This is a genomic window from Deinococcus aetherius, from assembly GCF_025997855.1.
GTDB classification, from domain to species: domain Bacteria; phylum Deinococcota; class Deinococci; order Deinococcales; family Deinococcaceae; genus Deinococcus; species Deinococcus aetherius.
This window is the reverse complement of record NZ_AP026560.1, coordinates 1,782,980-1,798,135: the sequence shown is the minus strand read 5'-3', so window position 1 is coordinate 1,798,135 and position 15,156 is coordinate 1,782,980. Positions and strand designations below refer to the sequence as shown.

General features: G+C 71.0%; 18 protein-coding genes. 13 read left to right on the top strand and 5 right to left on the bottom strand.

Annotated elements, in window-relative coordinates:
- Positions 1 to 37: 37 nt before the first annotated feature.
- On the bottom strand, positions 38 to 787 hold the full coding sequence (locus DAETH_RS09020; RefSeq protein WP_264774568.1) for a spermidine synthase: 750 nt from the start codon (positions 785 to 787) through the stop codon (positions 38 to 40).
- Between the two features lie 151 nt (positions 788 to 938).
- On the opposite strand from DAETH_RS09020, the gene DAETH_RS09015 reads away from it, so the two are divergent.
- The 4 genes from DAETH_RS09015 to DAETH_RS09000 all read left to right on the top strand — a co-directional run bounded on the left by DAETH_RS09015 (position 939) and on the right by DAETH_RS09000 (position 4,579).
- Positions 939 to 1,949: an ABC transporter ATP-binding protein gene (locus tag DAETH_RS09015; RefSeq protein ID WP_264774567.1), complete on the top strand. Its 1,011-nt coding sequence runs from the start codon at positions 939 to 941 to the stop codon at positions 1,947 to 1,949.
- Positions 1,950 to 2,021: 72 nt separating this feature from the next.
- Positions 2,022 to 2,819, top strand: a complete 798-nt coding sequence (locus DAETH_RS09010; RefSeq protein WP_264774566.1) for an ABC transporter permease — start codon at positions 2,022 to 2,024, stop codon at positions 2,817 to 2,819.
- A gap of 67 nt (positions 2,820 to 2,886) precedes the next feature.
- Positions 2,887 to 3,690, top strand: a complete 804-nt coding sequence (locus DAETH_RS09005; RefSeq protein WP_264774565.1) for an ABC transporter permease — start codon at positions 2,887 to 2,889, stop codon at positions 3,688 to 3,690.
- 100 nt (positions 3,691 to 3,790) lie between these two features.
- Positions 3,791 to 4,579 (top strand): ABC transporter permease, encoded by a 789-nt coding sequence (locus DAETH_RS09000; RefSeq protein ID WP_264774564.1) that lies wholly within the window; start codon positions 3,791 to 3,793, stop codon positions 4,577 to 4,579.
- Positions 4,580 to 4,682: 103 nt separating this feature from the next.
- Here DAETH_RS09000 and DAETH_RS08995 read toward each other — a convergent pair whose 3' ends face one another.
- A complete protein-coding gene (locus DAETH_RS08995) occupies positions 4,683 to 5,099 on the bottom strand; it encodes a GNAT family N-acetyltransferase (protein WP_264774563.1) in 417 nt (138 codons plus the stop codon).
- A 79-nt stretch (positions 5,100 to 5,178) separates the two neighbouring features.
- Here DAETH_RS08995 and DAETH_RS08990 point away from each other — a divergent pair, with 79 nt between their 5' ends.
- Both DAETH_RS08990 and DAETH_RS08985 read left to right on the top strand, forming a co-directional pair.
- Positions 5,179 to 6,306: an NADH:flavin oxidoreductase/NADH oxidase gene (locus DAETH_RS08990; protein ID WP_264774562.1), complete on the top strand. Its 1,128-nt coding sequence runs from the start codon at positions 5,179 to 5,181 to the stop codon at positions 6,304 to 6,306.
- Positions 6,303 to 6,668, top strand: coding sequence for a hypothetical protein (locus DAETH_RS08985; RefSeq protein ID WP_264774561.1), 366 nt, complete (start codon positions 6,303 to 6,305; stop codon positions 6,666 to 6,668). The genes DAETH_RS08990 and DAETH_RS08985 overlap by 4 nt, the downstream gene beginning before the upstream one ends.
- 69 nt (positions 6,669 to 6,737) lie before the next feature.
- Here DAETH_RS08985 and DAETH_RS08980 read toward each other — a convergent pair whose 3' ends face one another.
- Positions 6,738 to 7,424, bottom strand: coding sequence for an ABC transporter ATP-binding protein (locus tag DAETH_RS08980; RefSeq protein WP_264774560.1), 687 nt, complete (start codon positions 7,422 to 7,424; stop codon positions 6,738 to 6,740).
- A gap of 296 nt (positions 7,425 to 7,720) precedes the next feature.
- Positions 7,721 to 9,028, bottom strand: coding sequence for a S8 family serine peptidase (locus DAETH_RS08975; RefSeq protein WP_264774559.1), 1,308 nt, complete (start codon positions 9,026 to 9,028; stop codon positions 7,721 to 7,723).
- Positions 9,029 to 9,234: 206 nt separating this feature from the next.
- On the opposite strand from DAETH_RS08975, the gene DAETH_RS08970 reads away from it, so the two are divergent.
- On the top strand, positions 9,235 to 9,927 hold the full coding sequence (locus DAETH_RS08970; RefSeq protein ID WP_264774558.1) for a Crp/Fnr family transcriptional regulator: 693 nt from the start codon (positions 9,235 to 9,237) through the stop codon (positions 9,925 to 9,927).
- A 63-nt stretch (positions 9,928 to 9,990) separates the two neighbouring features.
- Here the strand turns inward: DAETH_RS08970 and DAETH_RS08965 are convergent, their stop codons facing one another.
- Entirely contained in the window at positions 9,991 to 11,178 is a 1,188-nt protein-coding gene (locus tag DAETH_RS08965; RefSeq protein WP_264774557.1) for a class I SAM-dependent rRNA methyltransferase, read from the bottom strand.
- A gap of 97 nt (positions 11,179 to 11,275) precedes the next feature.
- Here DAETH_RS08965 and DAETH_RS08960 point away from each other — a divergent pair, with 97 nt between their 5' ends.
- The 6 genes from DAETH_RS08960 (at position 11,276) to DAETH_RS08935 (ending at position 15,149) form a co-directional block, all read left to right on the top strand.
- Positions 11,276 to 11,836: a hypothetical protein gene (locus DAETH_RS08960; RefSeq protein WP_264774556.1), complete on the top strand. Its 561-nt coding sequence runs from the start codon at positions 11,276 to 11,278 to the stop codon at positions 11,834 to 11,836.
- A gap of 38 nt (positions 11,837 to 11,874) precedes the next feature.
- Positions 11,875 to 12,177 (top strand): inorganic pyrophosphatase, encoded by a 303-nt coding sequence (locus DAETH_RS08955; RefSeq protein ID WP_264774555.1) that lies wholly within the window; start codon positions 11,875 to 11,877, stop codon positions 12,175 to 12,177.
- A 10-nt stretch (positions 12,178 to 12,187) separates the two neighbouring features.
- Positions 12,188 to 12,889 carry an SDR family oxidoreductase gene (locus DAETH_RS08950; protein ID WP_264774554.1) on the top strand — a complete coding sequence of 234 codons (702 nt, stop codon included), beginning with the start codon at positions 12,188 to 12,190 and terminating at the stop codon, positions 12,887 to 12,889.
- Between the two features lie 2 nt (positions 12,890 to 12,891).
- Positions 12,892 to 13,821 carry an NAD(P)/FAD-dependent oxidoreductase gene (locus DAETH_RS08945; RefSeq protein ID WP_264774553.1) on the top strand — a complete coding sequence of 310 codons (930 nt, stop codon included), beginning with the start codon at positions 12,892 to 12,894 and terminating at the stop codon, positions 13,819 to 13,821.
- Positions 13,818 to 14,477, top strand: a complete 660-nt coding sequence (locus DAETH_RS08940; protein ID WP_264774552.1) for an HAD family hydrolase — start codon at positions 13,818 to 13,820, stop codon at positions 14,475 to 14,477. The genes DAETH_RS08945 and DAETH_RS08940 overlap by 4 nt, the downstream gene beginning before the upstream one ends.
- Before the next feature lie 111 nt (positions 14,478 to 14,588).
- Complete coding sequence (locus DAETH_RS08935) at positions 14,589 to 15,149, top strand: GNAT family N-acetyltransferase (RefSeq protein ID WP_264774551.1); 561 nt, start codon at positions 14,589 to 14,591, stop codon at positions 15,147 to 15,149.
- Positions 15,150 to 15,156 lie beyond the last annotated feature (7 nt).

Below are 15,156 nucleotides of genomic sequence, written 5' to 3'. Positions count from 1 at the left end.
CGCGCGCACGCAACGCACAAAAGGCGGAAGGGGCGGCTCAGGTGCTCCGCGTTCCCGCCGGGCGTCCAGACTTGCGGGCTGGTTCGCCCCACGGGGCATGGCTCGCAGGCGCGTGCGCCAGCCAGATCGTGTGGTGCGCGCCCTTGCCGGGGCGGGCGCGGGCGGTGCGGACCTCGACCCTGAAGCCCGCCCGGCGCAGCCGGTTCGTGAAGCGCGGGTCGGGTGTGGCCGACCAGACGGCCAGCACGCCGCCGGGGCGCAGGGTTCGCCGGGCGGCGGCGAGTCCGCCGGGCGAGTACAGCCAGCTATTCGCCTGGTGCGTCATGCCCTCCGGGCCGTTGTCCACGTCGAGCAGCACGGCGTCGAAGGCGGCCTCCCGCGTCCGCAGCAGTTCGGCCACGTCCCCCACGTGCACGCGGGTGCGCGGGTCCTCCAGCGGGCGGCCCGCGCAGTCGCCCAAGGGGCCCCTATTCCACTCCACGACCTCCGGCACGAGTTCGGCCACCGTCACCGTCGCCCCCGGCCCCAGCGATCCCAGCGCGGCGGCGAGCGTGAAGCCCATGCCCAGCCCGCCCACCAGCACGTGCGGGGACGAACGACCGGCGATCACGGCGCAGGCCAGGTGCGCCAGCGCGTCCTCAGAGGCGTGCTGGCGGCTGTTCATCAGCTCGCTGACGTATCCCGAAATCTGGATCGAATACTCGGGCAACTCGCCCCGGCGGTACAGGCACAGCGACTGGTCGGTGCCGGGAATGGGGGCGCGGCCCAGGGGAACCCAGGGAATCAAGCGGTCCCCCTGCGGGGAGGGTGGAAGAGCCTCATGAGCCGAATCTACCCGGCCCGGCGATGGGTAAAGGTTCCTCCATTCTCCCGCACCCCTCCAACCCCGCCATTTCGCCTATTCGCTCCCTGCCCCCCCGCCTTACCCTGAGGGTCAGATGACAGCATCCATACCGGACGCCGCCGTGCATGTCCGAACCCTGCGCAAGAGCTACACGGTCCACGACAAGGAGCCGGGCTTCATGGGCAGCCTGCGTTCCTTCGTGCGGCGCAAGACCCACCAGGTCGAGGCCGTGCGGGGCGTGTCCTTCGATCTGGAGCCCGGCGAGGTGGTCGGCTTCCTGGGACCCAACGGGGCGGGCAAGACGACCACCCTCAAGATGCTCTCGGGCCTGCTGCACCCCTCGGGCGGCGAGGTGCGGGTGGCAGGCTTCGAGCCCCGGCGCCGGGAGGCGGCTTTCCTGAAAAGGATCACCCTCGTTATGGGGCAGAAGCAGCAACTCATCTGGGACCTTCCTGCGCTGGACTCCTTCCTCGTCAACCAGGCGATCTACGAGATCCCCGACGCCCAGTACCGCGCCACCATGCGTGAGTTCACCGAGGTCCTGGGCCTGGAGGGCATCCTGAAAAAGCAGGTCCGTAAGCTCTCCCTGGGCGAGCGGATGAAGTGCGAACTCGCCGCCGCCCTGCTCCACCGCCCCCGGGTGCTCTTCCTCGACGAGCCCACCATCGGCCTCGACGTGAACATGCAGGAGTCGGTGCGCGCCTTCATCCGCGACTACAACGAGCGGTATGGGGCCACCGTGATCCTCACGAGTCACTACATGGCCGACGTGACGGCCCTCGCCCGCCGCATCCTCGTGATCGACCGGGGCGAACTCGTCTTCGACGGCGACCTCGCCCACCTCGCCGCCCAGGGAAGCGCGGGCAAGACCGTGAGGTTGCAACTGCGCCAGCCCGTCACCGAGGCCCACCTCGCCCGCTACGGCTCGGACGTGCGCGTGGACGGCCTGAGCGCCGAACTCACCGTCCCCCGCGCCGAGGTGAGCGTGCGGGCCGCGCGCCTCCTCGCCGACCTCGACGTCGCCGACCTGACGGTGGAGGACCCGCCCATCGAGCAGGTGATGGGGCAACTGTTCGGGCGGGGGCGGGAGGTGGAGCGTGTGTAGGCTGATGGTTCGTCGCGGATGGCCTATGGGGAGGGTCCCCTTCCACAAGCCGCCCGCCGAAAGCGGCACCCAATGACCTGGCGCAAGCTCCGCACTCTCTTTGCCGCCGGGTTCGCCGAGATGACCGAGTACCGGGCGGAGGTCATGATCTGGATGCTGTCGAGCACCCTCAGCCTCGTGATGATGCTGGTGTGGATGGCGCAGGCCTCGGCGGCGCCGGGCGGGCAGATTCGCGGGTACAGCCCCCAGGAGTTCGCGGGGTACTTCCTCGCCACCTGGGTCATGTCACAGCTTCTCGTCGTCTGGGTCGCCTTCGACCTTGACTTCGACATCCGGCAGGGGACCCTCTCGCCCAAACTGCTGCGGCCCCTCGATCCGCTGTGGCTGCGGTACATGGACCATCTCGCCGGGCGGATCGTGCGGCTGCCCGCCCTGCTCGCGCTCGCGGCCCTCTTCGCGTGGATCGCGGGCGCCCGCCTCACGACCGACCCCGCCGCCTACCTCACCGCGTTCGGCCTCGCCTTCCTGGGCTTCAACACCCGCTTCCTGTGGGAGTACTGCCTCGGCCTGCTCGCCTTCTGGACCGAGTCGAGCACCAGCTTCCAGGAGGTCGTGTGGCTCGTGTACGCCGCGCTGGGCGGGATGTTCGCGCCCCTCGCCTTTTACCCCGAGTGGGTGCAGCGGGTCGCCGTCTGGACGCCCTTCCCCTACATGCTCGGCCTGCCCTCGCAACTCCTGGCGGGCAAGGCGACGTTGAGTGACGCCGGACGGGGCGCCCTCGTCCTCGCCCTCTGGCTGGCCGTCTTCTGGGTCTTGCGGCTGGCCGTGTGGCGGCGGGGACTCAGGCGGTATGGGGCGGTGGGAGCGTGAAGGGGTGGAGGACGGTCCCCCTTCCTTTCCCGCATCCGCCAGCCCACGACCCCAGCGGAGGCCTCCCATGACCGCCACCTGGCGCAAGGTCCGCACCCTCTTCGCCACCCAGTTCGCCGAGATGACCGAGTTCCGCGCCGAGATCGTCATCTGGATGCTCTCGGGAACCCTCAGCCTGGTGATGATGCTCGTGTGGATGGCGCAGGCAGGAAACGCGCCCGGTGGGCAGATCGGCGGGTACTCGTCCGCCGAGTTCGCCACCTACTTCCTCTCGACCTGGCTGATCTCGCAACTCATGGTCGTCTGGGTGGCCTGGGAACTCGACCTCGACATCCGGCAGGGCACCCTGTCCCCGAAGCTGTTGCGCCCCCTCGATCCCCTGTGGATGTGGTACGCCAGCCACCTCGCCGAGCGGGTGGTGCGCTTTCCCGCCCTGCTCGGCCTCGTCGCCCTCTTCGCGTGGCTCGCCGGGGCACGGTTCACCACCAACCCCACCGCCTACCTCGCCGCCCTCGGCCTCGCCTTCCTGGGCTTTTGCGCCCGCTTCCTGTGGGAGTACACCATTGGGCTGCTCGCCTTCTGGACGGAATCGAGCACGAGTTTTCAGGAGGTCGTGTGGCTCGTCTATGCCGCGCTGGGCGGGATGTTCGCGCCCCTCGCCTTCTATCCCGAGTGGGTGCAGCGCGTGGCGGTCTGGACGCCTTTCCCCTACATGCTCGGTCTCCCCGCGCAGCTTCTCGCCGGGAAAGCGACGCTGGGCGACGCCGGACGGGGGGCCCTCGTCCTGACTCTCTGGCTGGTCGTCTTCTGGGCCCTGCGGCTGGCCGTGTGGCGCCGGGGCCTGCGGAAATACGGGGCGGTGGGAGCGTGAGGGGACGGTCAGTGGTGAGTGGTCAGTGGTTCGTGGATCGGGGGCCTGTCTTTTTCCACGCACCACTCACCACTTCCCACTCACCGCGCCGGGGGCACGGGTGACCCGCTACCTCCGCCTCATCCGCATCTTCACGGGCGCGACCCTCGCCGCGCAGCTCGAATACCGGGCGAACTTCGTGGGGGCCGTGCTCGCCTCCCTGGGCGAGGTGGGCGTGGCGCTGCTGGGGATCGCGGTGCTGTTCGGGCAGCCGGGGACGACCGCCGTGGGGGGCTGGTCCTTCCACGAGGCGCTGCTCGTCGTGGGGCTCTTCACGCTCACCGAGGGCTTCATCAGCGTGTTCATCCAGCCCAACCTCTCCAAGATCGCCGAGGCGGTGCGCACGGGCAGCATGGACTTCACCCTCCTCAAGCCCATCGACGCGCAGTTCGGGGTGAGCACCCGCAACATGAACGTCCTGCGGGTGACCGACCTCCTGATCGGTCTGGGCCTGACCGTCTACGCCGCCTCGCACCTCACCGTGACCCTCGCCGGAGTGCTGGGGGCCGCCGCGCTGTACGCCTCCGCGCTCGTCATCGTGTACTGCATCTGGCTCGTGCTCTCGACCACCGCCTTCTGGTTCGTGAAGACGCAGAACGTCACCGAACTGTTCAACGGCGTCTTCGGCGCGGCCCGCTTTCCGGTCACGGCTTTCCCGCTCCCCATCCGCGCGTTCCTCACCTTCGTCGTGCCCGTCGCCTTCATCACGACGGTGCCCGCGCAGGCGCTCACCGGGGAACTCACGCCCGCCCTCGCCCTCGCCTCGCCGCTCGTCGCCGCCGTGTTCTTCGTGGGCGCGCGGCTGTTCTGGCTCAAGGCGGTGGGAAGCTACACGAGCGCGAGCAGTTGAGGAGCGGGGGAACGGATTGGAGCGCCGGAGCGTCTGCCCCCCCAGGCGTTGCCTCTCGGAGAGGCGGGCTCCGCATGAGCCTGCGCCTCGTCCGGCGTTCCGGTCAGCCCTGATCCGCAGGCGCCCCGTTCTGGAGGGCGTAGTTCCGCAGGACCATCGCGTTGGCCTTCCTGAATCCCAGCCGCTCGTAAAACGGCACGAGGTCGTCGTCGCAGCTCAGGTCCACCGCGTACAGGTGTTCCAGCTGTCCAAGCAGATGACGCATCAGGGCTTGGCCCAGCCCCCGCCCCCGGTGCTCCGGCAGGACTTCGAGCAGGGGGATGAAAGCGGTGAGCACCCCGTCGCTGATCGCCTGGGCGATGCCCACGACCCGGCCCTGCCCGTCCACGGCGAGCGAGACGCGGTACGACTGCGCGAGGAGGCGGTGTAGCGTCCCCGGCGAGGGCGGGTTCGGCCACCCCTCGAAGAAGCCCTGCAGTTGTGTGGGGCCGATGCCATTCAGACTGTCGCGGAGTTCCATGTCCTCAGCTTCGCCGCCGCCCCCTCATGAAGCGTCCGCCATCTGGCGCACCTGCGCGGGGGTGGCTAGATTCGGAGGCATGACCCAGCCCGGCACCACCGTGACCGCCACGACCCCCACGTCCGGCGGGGACACGACCACCCCCCTGCTGTTCACGCCGCTGAGGCTCCGCAGCCTGACGCTTCCCAACCGCGCGGTGGTCTCGCCCATGTGCATGTACAGCGCCCAGAACGGGCTGGCGAACGACTTCCACCTCACCCACCTGGGGCAGTTCGCGCTCGGTGGGGCCGGGCTGATCTTCACCGAGGCGACGGCCGTGTCCCCGGAAGGCCGCATCAGCCCCGAGGACCTGGGGCTGTGGACCGACGAGCAGATCGTGCCGCTGGGGCACATCACCGACTTCGTGCACCGCTACGGCGGGCTGATCGGGGTGCAGCTCGCCCATGCGGGCCGCAAGGCGAGCACCTATGCCCCGTGGCGCGGCCGGGGCGTGGTGCCCGCCGAGGCGGGAGGCTGGCCGGTGATCGGCCCCAGCGACGAGGCCTACAACGTCTTCTACCCGCACCCCACCGCCCTGACCGTGGACGACATCCGCCGGGTGACCGCCGACTTCGCGGTCGCCGCCCGCCGCGCGCAGATGGCGGGCTTCGACGTGGTCGAGGTTCACGCCGCGCACGGTTACCTCCTCCACCAGTTCCTCTCGCCCCTCGCCAACGCGCGCACGGACGAGTACGGCGGCTCCTTCGAGAACCGGACGCGCTTCCTGCTGGAGGTCGTGCGGGCCGTGCGGACGGCGTGGCCGATGCACCTGCCCCTCTTCGTGCGCGTCAGCGCGACCGACTGGGCGCCCGGCGGCTGGGACCTGGACCAGACCGTCGCCCTGGCGAACCTCCTGCGCTTCGAGGGGGTGGACGTGCTCGACGTGAGCAGCGGCGGCCTCACGCCCGTGCAGCAGATCACCCCCGGCCCGCTCTACCAGACGCCCTTCGCCGCCCGGGTCAGGCGCGAGGTGCCCGACCTGCTCACGATGGCGGTGGGCATGATCGACACCCCCGCCCAGGCGGAGGGCATCCTCCACGAGGGCGCCGCCGACCTCGTCGCCCTCGCTCGCGCCTTCCTGCGCGACCCCCACTGGCCGCAGCGGGCGGCGCGCGAGTTCGGCCTCACCCCCGCGCTGCCGGACGTGTACGCGCGAGCCGGGTGGTGAGGATCGAGAAAGGGCCGCTGCCGAAGGGGATGAGCTTCATTCTGAAGTCCTCGACCCTTGAGCGGGCACTTACCGAGGCGGACATCAAAATAGACACCCATCTCATTCACGGGGCGGGAGGCATCTTCTTTGACGCCCACTTCTGGCCGCCGAACGCGAATGTGGGCTACGAGCGGCTTTACGTGCGTGCTGGCGCCGTACCCAGTGGTGTCGGTCAGGCAGCCCGTATCTACGTCGAAGGTTCGGTGTTGCCTGATCTCATGGATTGGCTCGCTGGAATCCTGGCGCTGCCAAAGAACTCGCCCATTCGACGAGAGAAACAGTATTTTGGCCGTTCTCGGCCTGAGCACTTCGCTTTCTGACGGGGGAGTCCGGAGTACAGGGCCCGGAGGAGTCATCTCCGGGCCCGAGAGCCACGGTCTGAACTCCTTCTAACCCGCCTCCCCCTCCTCGATCCGCCCGTCGAGCAGGTGCAGCGCCCGGTCGGCCCGCGCCGCCAGCCGCTCGTCGTGCGTGACGAGGAGGACCCCGGCGCCGTCCTCGCGGGCAAGGTCGAGGAGCAGCCCGGCCACGACCTCCGCGTTGGCGCGGTCGAGGCTGCCGGTGGGCTCGTCGGCGAGGACCACGGCGGGGCGGGAGGCGAGCGCGCGGGCGACGGCCACCCGCTGACGCTCGCCGCCGCTCAGGACCCCCGGCAGGTCCCGCTCGCGGCCCGCCAGCCCCACCCGCGCGAGCAGGGTCCGGGCCCGCGCGGCGCCGTCCTGCCCGGTGAGGAGCGCGGGGACGAGGACGTTGTGCAGCACGCTGAGGTCTTCGAGGAGGTAGTGGTGCTGGAAGACCAGCCCGACCCGGCCTGCCCGCCGCCCCGCGCGGGCCTGGGTGCCCAGGGTGTCCACCCGCTCGCCCGCCCACCACACCTCGCCGTCCCGGGGGGTGTCCAGGCCCCCCAGGAGGTGAAGCAGGGTGCTCTTGCCGCTGCCGCTGGGCCCAGTCACGGCGACGACCTCGCCCGCGCCGACGCCGAGCGTGACGCCGTGCAGCACCTCCACCCCGCCGAACCCGTGGCGCAGGTCGCGGGCGAAGAGGGCGGGGACTGCGCCGGGGGCCGGGAAAGTCACGCGGGGAACTGTAGCGCAGCGGGCCGGGCTCCGGTGTTCGGCCCCGCTGCCCAGGCGGGTTCTACGAACGGGCGACCGGCGGGGCAGACCCCGTTTCGCCCCGCAGTGGTTGAGGAAAATCCACCCGCATGAAGACGGGCGGGCTGGCATCGACGACGTGGGGCCACCTTCCCCATTCCGTCGAGCGGCCCTGACACGGGGCCATGTTCTCCCCCCGGGCTTGACGTGCCCCGACAGACGAGAAGACGGGGAAGCGCCTCCCCGTCCTCTTCGTCACCGCCTCTCCGTACGTGCTCTCAGTACTTGATGGTGTTCCTCAGGAACAGGTCGAGGTCGAGGCGCCGCTTGCCCAGCCTGTCCTTGTAAGCCGAGTTGAGCCCGCCCGCGTACAGATCGAAGCCGTTCTCGGCCATCTTCCTCGTGACGTCCCTGATGTCCACCGCGAGCGTCTGCCCGAGGGCGAGCGCCAGCCCACCCGCCGCCATCGGCGCCGCCATCGACGTGCCGCTCCACGCGACCAGCAGGCCCCCCGGCCCCGCCGCGTAGATGTTCTCGCCCGGCGCGCTGAGTTCGAGGTCGGGCGCGTAGTTGGAGAACGAGGACTTGAGGTCGAGGCTGTTCACGCTGCCCACGCTGAGGCTGCGCTCGCCCAGGATGCCCTTGTCGTTGGCGGTCATCGCCGGGTAGGTGATGACCGGCGTGTTGTCGTTGCCCGCTGAGGACACGACCAGGACCCCCGCGTCCGTAGCCGTCTTCACGGCGGTCTGGACAGTGTCGGACCTGGTGGTGCTGCCCAGGCTGAGGTTGATGACCCTCGCCCCCTTGGTGACGGCGTACCGAATGGCGTTGGCGACCTGGAGCGTGTCGCCTTCCCCGTTCGGGCCCAGGACACGCAGCGGCAGGATCGTCGCCTTGGGCGCGACCTGCAAGACGATGCTGGCGACCGCCGTGCCGTGGCCGTACCCGCCGACCCCGAGGGTGCCCTCCTCCTGCGGCAGGTTGTCGTTGCCGTAGAAGTCCTTCCACTCGCCCGAGGGGGCGAGGGCGCCGTTGAAAGCGGGGTGGGCAAGGTCGATGCCCGTGTCGATGACCGCCACCTTCACGCCCGCGCCCAGGTTCGGGGCGAGCTTGTGGGCGCTCTCCAGCTTGATCTGCTGGAGGGGCTGACTGTTCTGGATGATGGGGCCGTAGAGCCCGCCCATCCACATGCTCCGGGAACCGCCCGCCCAGGCCTGCCACTCGCCGCCCATCCACATGCTGCGGCTGCCCGCCATCAGCGCCAGCGCGCCCCCCTGGAACTGATTGAGGTTGGGCTCGGCGACGGGCCCGGTTCCAAGTGCCTGTGCGCGCAGGTTCTGGGCCTTCGCCGCGCGGGCGTCCAGCCCCACGACGGCGTACCCCTCGCCCGCGTTCCACTCGACGACCTGGCCGCCGTAGCGCCCCTCCACGTCCCCCTGGGTCTGCGCCGTGGTGACGGGCACGCTCATGATGTAGGCCGGGCGGTCCACCTGGGCCGCCGGGGCGCCGGGCGACTGCGAGCAACCCGCGATCAGCGCCGCCGTCGTCATCGCCAGGGCCGTTTGAACCAGAATTCTAGGCTTCATGCTGCTCCTTTCGGGAAGGGGGCATCTCCGCCCCCGGGACGGCACACCCCTTCACGGGCATCGTGGTCGACGACCTTTGAAAGATTTCTTACATGAAGAGTTTTTAACGACCTTCATCGTTCCTGGGTTCGGGGGGAGGTCTGAACCGGGGCCGAAGCTGTCACGCCTTCCAGACCGGCGGCGGGGGATGCTCTAGCATGACGCGGATGTCGCGCCTGGACGATCTTCAACGCTCCCCACTCTTCCAGAACGTCCCCGACGACGCCGTGCGTGAGGCAGCCCGGGCTGTCACCGAGCAGACCTTCCCGCCCGGCCGGGTGCTGATCGAGCAGGACGCTCCCGGCGAGGCCCTGCACCTCATCGTCAGCGGGGTCGTGCGCGTCAGCCGGGTCAGCCTGGGCACCCGCGAGCGCGTGATGGGCGACCTTTACGCGCCCGGCGTGGTGGGTGAGACCGCCGTGCTCTCGCGCCGGGAGCGCAGCGCGACCGTACGCGCCCTGACCGAGGTGCGGACGCTGATGCTCTACCGCGACCACTTCGAGGCCATCCTGAAGCGCCACCCGCGCGTGTTGTGGAACCTCGCCGCCCTGCTCGCCGAGCGCGTCACTGTCCTCAACGACGAGCTGATCGCCTTCGGGCAGAACACGGAGTCAGCCCTGGCGCACGTCTTCTCGCACCTCCACCAGCAGCGCGTGCGGGCCGGCGTGCCGAACCCCCAGGAGTTGCCGCTGACTCCCCACGACATCATGCAGCGCGTGAGCAGCAGCCGCGAGACCGTCGCCCGCGTCCTGCGGCGGCTGGAGGACAGGGGCGTCCTGCGCTCCACGGCCCAGGGGGTCACCCTGCTCGATCCCGGCGCCCTGGAGGCCGTCGCCGTCGAGGAAGCCGACCCCGCCTGAGGGTGGGCCGGGAGGAGGAGGGGGAGGTGGCCCGCGCGGCTCCTCCCCCTCCTCCTCCCCCCGTCACGCCTCCTTGCGCAGGAGCAGGCTCTTGAGGTAGAGGCTTTCGGGCACGCTCAGCAGGTGCGGGTGGTCGGCGGGCTGGTAGGTCACGGTCACGACCTCGGCGTCGCACTCGGCCTCCCCGGCGGCCACCCGAGCGGCGTCGAGGAGGTCGTCCACCCGGAGGTAGTGGGCGCAGGTGCTCACGAGGAGGTGGCCGCCGGGCCGCAGCATCCGCAGGGCGCGGGCCGTGCCGTCCGTGAAGATGCGCTTGGCGCGCGGCACGTCCTCCCGGCGCTTGGCGAGGGTCGGCGGGTCGAACACCGCCGCGCCGAAAGTGCGTTTCTCGCGCTCCAGGGCCGTCAGCGTCTCCAGCGCGTCCCCCCAGCGCACGCCGACCTCCACCCCGTTCTCGCGCGCCTCGCGCTCCAGCACCCCGAGGGCCTTGTCATCCTTGTCGAGCGCGACAGGTCTCGCCCCCGCCCGCGCCGCGTGCAGGCTGAAGCCCCCAGTGTACGAGTACACGTCGAGAAAACCCTCGCCGGGCCGCACGAGGGAGCGCATCAATCGGCGGTTGTCGCGCTGGTCGAGGAAAAAGCCCGTCTTCTGCGCGTCGAGGGGATTGAAGTGCAGGGCGAGGTCGTCCTCGTGAAAGGTCACGCGCTCCGGCACGTCGCCCCACAGGGTGCCCGTGCGGAGGGCCAGCCCCTCCCGGCGGCGCTCGCCCGTGTCGCTGCGCTCGAAGGCGGCACTCGCCCCCGTCTCCTCGCGCAGGGCCCGCAGGATCAGGTCGCGGTGGCGCTCCACCCCCGCGTTGCGAAGCTGCACCCCCAGCACGTCCCCGAAGCGGTCGGCGATCACGCCGGGCAGCCCGTCCGCCTCGGCGTGCAGCACCCGCAGGGCGTCGGTGTCCTGAATCCGGCCCGCCCGCCGCGCCAGCGCCGCCCGCACCCGCGCGCGGTAGAAGTTCAGGTCGATCTCCTCGCGCGTCCAGGTCAGCATCCGCAGCGGAGTGGCGCCCTCCGGGTTGAAGTACCCGCGCCCGACGAGCTTGCCGTCCGGTCCCCGCACGTCCACGACCTGCCCCGGGTTGATCCCGGCGTCGGCCTTCTCGATGTCCCCGGCGTGTCCGAACGGATAGCGGCCCGCGACACGCCGCACCGCGCCCGGTTTGAGGGTCACGCTCGCCTGTTTGCTCGCCTTCGTCATCCGGGCAGGGTAGCAGGGGGCGGCAGCGGCTTTTGAAATGGGGGGAGGGGAGGGGGGCCCCCGCCCGCGTGAGGGCCCCACGCTCTACACTCCGCCCATGACACGACGAGCAGAAGGTGGGCGCGCGGGCAGGGGGACCGGGTGGCGGCTCACCCTGGGAGGCGTCATGCTGGCGGTAACGTCCTGCGGCGTCATTCCCACGCCCCCCGTCGCCCTGCCCGACGTGACGCTCGACCTCCCGGCGAGCGCGGCGGCGCAGGGCCGGGTGATCTACCTGCGGCAGGACGCGCTCGCCGGGGCGTCCCTGCCCTCCGCCCTCCAGCGTCTCAGCCTGACGGGCAGGGCGACCTACCGGGCGAACGGTGGGACCCTGCGGCAGGTAGGCGTCTACGTCCGTTCCAGCCTGAACGACCTCCCGGGCACCTGCACGTCCCTCGGTGCCGTGGTCGCGTGCGAGGCGGCGGGGGAGGCGGCCCAGGCGGTCGGCACCTTACCACTGACCCCGGGTGTGGGCGTGAACTTCGCGCTCTCGGGCGCGGCCCTCGACACCGCCGCGCGCGGGGGACACGGCTACTTCGGGGTGCGGGCGGTGGAGGGCGACAGCCTGGCGGGTGAGCAGGTCGGGCTCACCGACCTCCAGGCCCGCGCGAGGTTCTGAGGCCCGACCTCACCCCCTTCCTCGGGCGGCGGGTACGCGTGGTCGTGGACCGCCCGCTGGGAAGCGTCCACCCGCGCTGGCCGAACCTCGTGTACGGAGTCAACTCCGGCGAACTCCCCGGAACGGTCAGCGGCGACGGCGAGCCCATCGACGCCTATCTGCTGGGCTGGCCCGGGCCCGTCCGGGAGGTGGAGGGGGTCGTCGCCGCCCTGATCGTCCGCGCGGACGACCTGGAGGACAAACTGGTCGTGGTGCGGGAAGGGGCGAGCCCCACGGATGGGGAGATCATGAAGGCCGTGTGGTTCCAGGAGCGGTATTTCGACTCGCGGGTGATGCGTTAGCCTGCCGGGCATGACGGCTCCAGACAGACCCGTGACGCTGATCACCGGGGCGACGGGCGGGATCGGAGCGGCGCTCGCGCGGGAACTGGCGGGGATGCACAGCCTGATCCTCCAGGGACGAGACCAGGGACGGCTCGCGGCTCTGTGTGCCGAACTCGGCGGGGCGAGTCCGCTCACGCTCGACCTGACCCACCCGGAGACCTTCGAGGCGGCCCTCGCGGACCTCGGGCGGGTGACGAACGTGATCCACAACGCGGGGGTCGTGGAGCTGGGCGCCGTCGCCGAGCAGGGGCACGCGGTCTGGACGCACACCCTCGCGGTGAACGTGGTCGCTCCCGCCGAGATCACTCGCCTGCTGCTGCCGCGCGTGCGGGCCGAGCGGGGCACCGTCGTCTTCGTGAACAGCGGCGCCGGGCTGCGGGCGAACCCGGAGTGGAGCAGCTACGCGGCGAGCAAGTTCGCCCTGAGGGCCCTCGCCGACGCCCTGCGCGACGAGGAGGCCCGGCACGGCGTGCGGGTGACGACCGTCTACCCGGGCCGCACCGCCACCCCCATGCAGCAGAAGGTGCGGACACAGGAGGGCGCCCCCTACGATCCCGGCGAGTTCATCGACCCGGCGACGGTCGCCTCCACCATCCGCTTCGTGCTGGAGGCGCCGCGCGACGCCACCCTGCCCGACGTGAGCGTGCGGCCCGGGCCGCGCGGGGCCTGAGCATGGAGACCTTCGACGTGATCGTGGTCGGGGCCGGGGCGGCGGGCGTGAACGCGGCCCTCGTGCTGGGGCGGGCCCGGCGCAAGGTTCTCCTCCTCGACGGCGGCCCGCCCCGCAACGCCCCGGCGGGGGAGGCTCACGGGCTGCTCACCCGCGACGGGATCCGCCCCCTGGACCTCAAGGCCCGGGCGCTCGCCGACCTCGCCCCGTACCCGGTGACGGTGCGTGCGGGAGTGGCGCGGGAGGCGAGGCGGCTGCCGGAGGGCTTCGCGGTGCGGCACGACGGGGGGTGGGCCCTGGGGCGCCGCCTGCTCCTCGCCTCCGGGGTGCGGGACGTGTTGCCCCCGGTCGCGGGGCTGCGCGAACGCTGGGGCCACCTCGTCCACCACTGCCCGTACTGCGACGGCTGGGAGCACCGGGGCCGCCCGCTCGGGGTGCTGGGGGTCGGGGACGCCGGGCACCACCTCGCCCTCAACATGCGTGCGTGGTCGGAGTGGGTCACCCTCTTCACCGACGGACCCGACGGCCTGACGGGCGTGCAGCGCCGGGACCTCGCCCGGCTGGGGGTCGGGGTCGTCACGGCGCCGCTCGCCCGGTTGACGGGGCGGGACCGGCTGTGCCTCCACCTGCGTTCCCGGGAAACCCGTCTCCTCCACGCCCTCTTCCTCAGCCCGGAGCAGACACCCGGGAGCACCCTGCCCGCTTCTTTAGACTGCGCCCTGAATGCCAGGGGCCGGGTGATCGTGGACGAGCGCGGGGAGACCAGCGTGCCGGGCATCTTCGCGGCCGGTGACCTCGTCGGGGCGCCCCAGTACGTCGTGAACGCCGCCGCGAGCGGGATGACTGCCGCCGTGGGGATCAACACCGCCCTGATCCACGAGGAGGTGGAGGCGCTGGGCGCGGCGTTTCATAAGCACCGGAGCAGTGTTTGAAGGCCGTCCTCTTCGACCTCGACGGGACGCTACACGACCGGGCCGCAACGGTGCGTGGCTGGCTCGCCGGGCATATGGAGCGGCACGGGTTGCCGGACGGGTACGCCGAACGGTTCACCGTGCTCGACGACCTCGGCTACCGTCCCAAGCGCGAGGTCATTCCCCTCCTCGTGAGCGAGTTCGCCCTGACGCACGACCCGCAGACGCTCCTCGACGACTTCTCGGCACACTCGCTCGCCGCCCCCGTCGCCATGCTCCACGCCCATGACGTGCTGCGGGAGTTGCGGCGGCGCGGCGTTCTGGTCGGCGTCGTGACGAACGGCTGGGTGGAGGCGCAGACCGCCTGCCTGGAGCGCACCGGCCTCGCCGGGCTGGTGGACGATGTAGTCATCAGCAGGGGAGTGGGTCTGAGCAAACCTGACCCCGCCATCTACACCCTCGCCCTGGGTCGTCTCGGTGTCGGCGTGGCGGACGCCTGGTTCGTGGGTGACTCGCCCCGCAACGACGTGTGGGGGCCGCAGCAGGTGGGGCTCCGCGCTGCCTACCTCCCCACCGGGCACCCGCTGGAGGGGGAGGTGCCCGACGCGGTGCTGGGCGATCTGCGGGACGTGCTGGGCCTTGCCGGGCTGAGCGCGGAATGTGGAGAGAGATCGTGACGGGTCTCGCCCACGGCTTCGTCCGGATCCCCTGCCTCCTCGTCCGGCCACCCCGGGTTAGGCCACCTGGCCCAAGGTCGAGTGCCACCGGACGTTGATAGAACGTCGGTCATGATCTCCACCGCCGCGCTCGTCCCACCGGCTTCCCTGACCACCGCCCGTCTCCGCCTCGTACCCCTGGGCGCCGAGCACCTCGACCACGTGATGGACGGACTCCAGCACGAGGAGTTCATGCGGCTCACCGGGACTCACGGCAGCTTCACCCGTGAGGACGTGGAACGTTTCCTGGGAAGGATCACCGGGGCGGACGACCGCGCCGACTGGGCCATCCTCCGCTCGTCGGACGACGTGTACCTGGGCGAGGTCGTGCTGAACCTGCTGGACCGGGACAACCGCAGCATGAACTTCCGCATCGCGCTGAACAGCCCGGCTGTCGTCGGGCAGGGCTACGGCACCGAGGCCACCCGGGCGGCTGTACAGTACGGCTTCGACGTGGTCGGGCTCCACCGAATCAGCCTGGGCGTGTACGCCTTTAATCCGCGTGCCCGGCATGTCTACGAGAAGTGCGGCTTCGTGCATGAGGGCACGCAGCGGGACGCCCTGTACTGGCAGGGCGCGTGGGTGGACCAGCACAGCATGTCCATCCTGGAGACCGATCCACGGCCCCGGTGAGGGCCGT

What these genes read in the sequence shown, in the direction of transcription:
- DAETH_RS09015 (WP_264774567.1), top strand. Translation starts at nt 939, where the DNA reads ATGACAGCATCCATACCGGACGCCGCCGTGCATGTCCGAACCCTGCGC.
- DAETH_RS09010 (WP_264774566.1), top strand. Translation starts at nt 2,022, where the DNA reads ATGACCTGGCGCAAGCTCCGCACTCTCTTTGCCGCCGGGTTCGCCGAG.
- DAETH_RS09005 (WP_264774565.1), top strand. Translation starts at nt 2,887, where the DNA reads ATGACCGCCACCTGGCGCAAGGTCCGCACCCTCTTCGCCACCCAGTTC.
- DAETH_RS08995 (WP_264774563.1), bottom strand. Translation starts at nt 5,099, where the DNA reads ATGGAACTCCGCGACAGTCTGAATGGCATCGGCCCCACACAACTGCAG.
- DAETH_RS08990 (WP_264774562.1), top strand. Translation starts at nt 5,179, where the DNA reads ATGACCCAGCCCGGCACCACCGTGACCGCCACGACCCCCACGTCCGGC.
- DAETH_RS08975 (WP_264774559.1), bottom strand. Translation starts at nt 9,028, where the DNA reads ATGAAGCCTAGAATTCTGGTTCAAACGGCCCTGGCGATGACGACGGCG.
- DAETH_RS08970 (WP_264774558.1), top strand. Translation starts at nt 9,235, where the DNA reads ATGTCGCGCCTGGACGATCTTCAACGCTCCCCACTCTTCCAGAACGTC.
- DAETH_RS08965 (WP_264774557.1), bottom strand. Translation starts at nt 11,178, where the DNA reads ATGACGAAGGCGAGCAAACAGGCGAGCGTGACCCTCAAACCGGGCGCG.
- DAETH_RS08960 (WP_264774556.1), top strand. Translation starts at nt 11,276, where the DNA reads ATGACACGACGAGCAGAAGGTGGGCGCGCGGGCAGGGGGACCGGGTGG.
- DAETH_RS08950 (WP_264774554.1), top strand. Translation starts at nt 12,188, where the DNA reads ATGACGGCTCCAGACAGACCCGTGACGCTGATCACCGGGGCGACGGGC.
- DAETH_RS08945 (WP_264774553.1), top strand. Translation starts at nt 12,892, where the DNA reads ATGGAGACCTTCGACGTGATCGTGGTCGGGGCCGGGGCGGCGGGCGTG.
- DAETH_RS08935 (WP_264774551.1), top strand. Translation starts at nt 14,589, where the DNA reads ATGATCTCCACCGCCGCGCTCGTCCCACCGGCTTCCCTGACCACCGCC.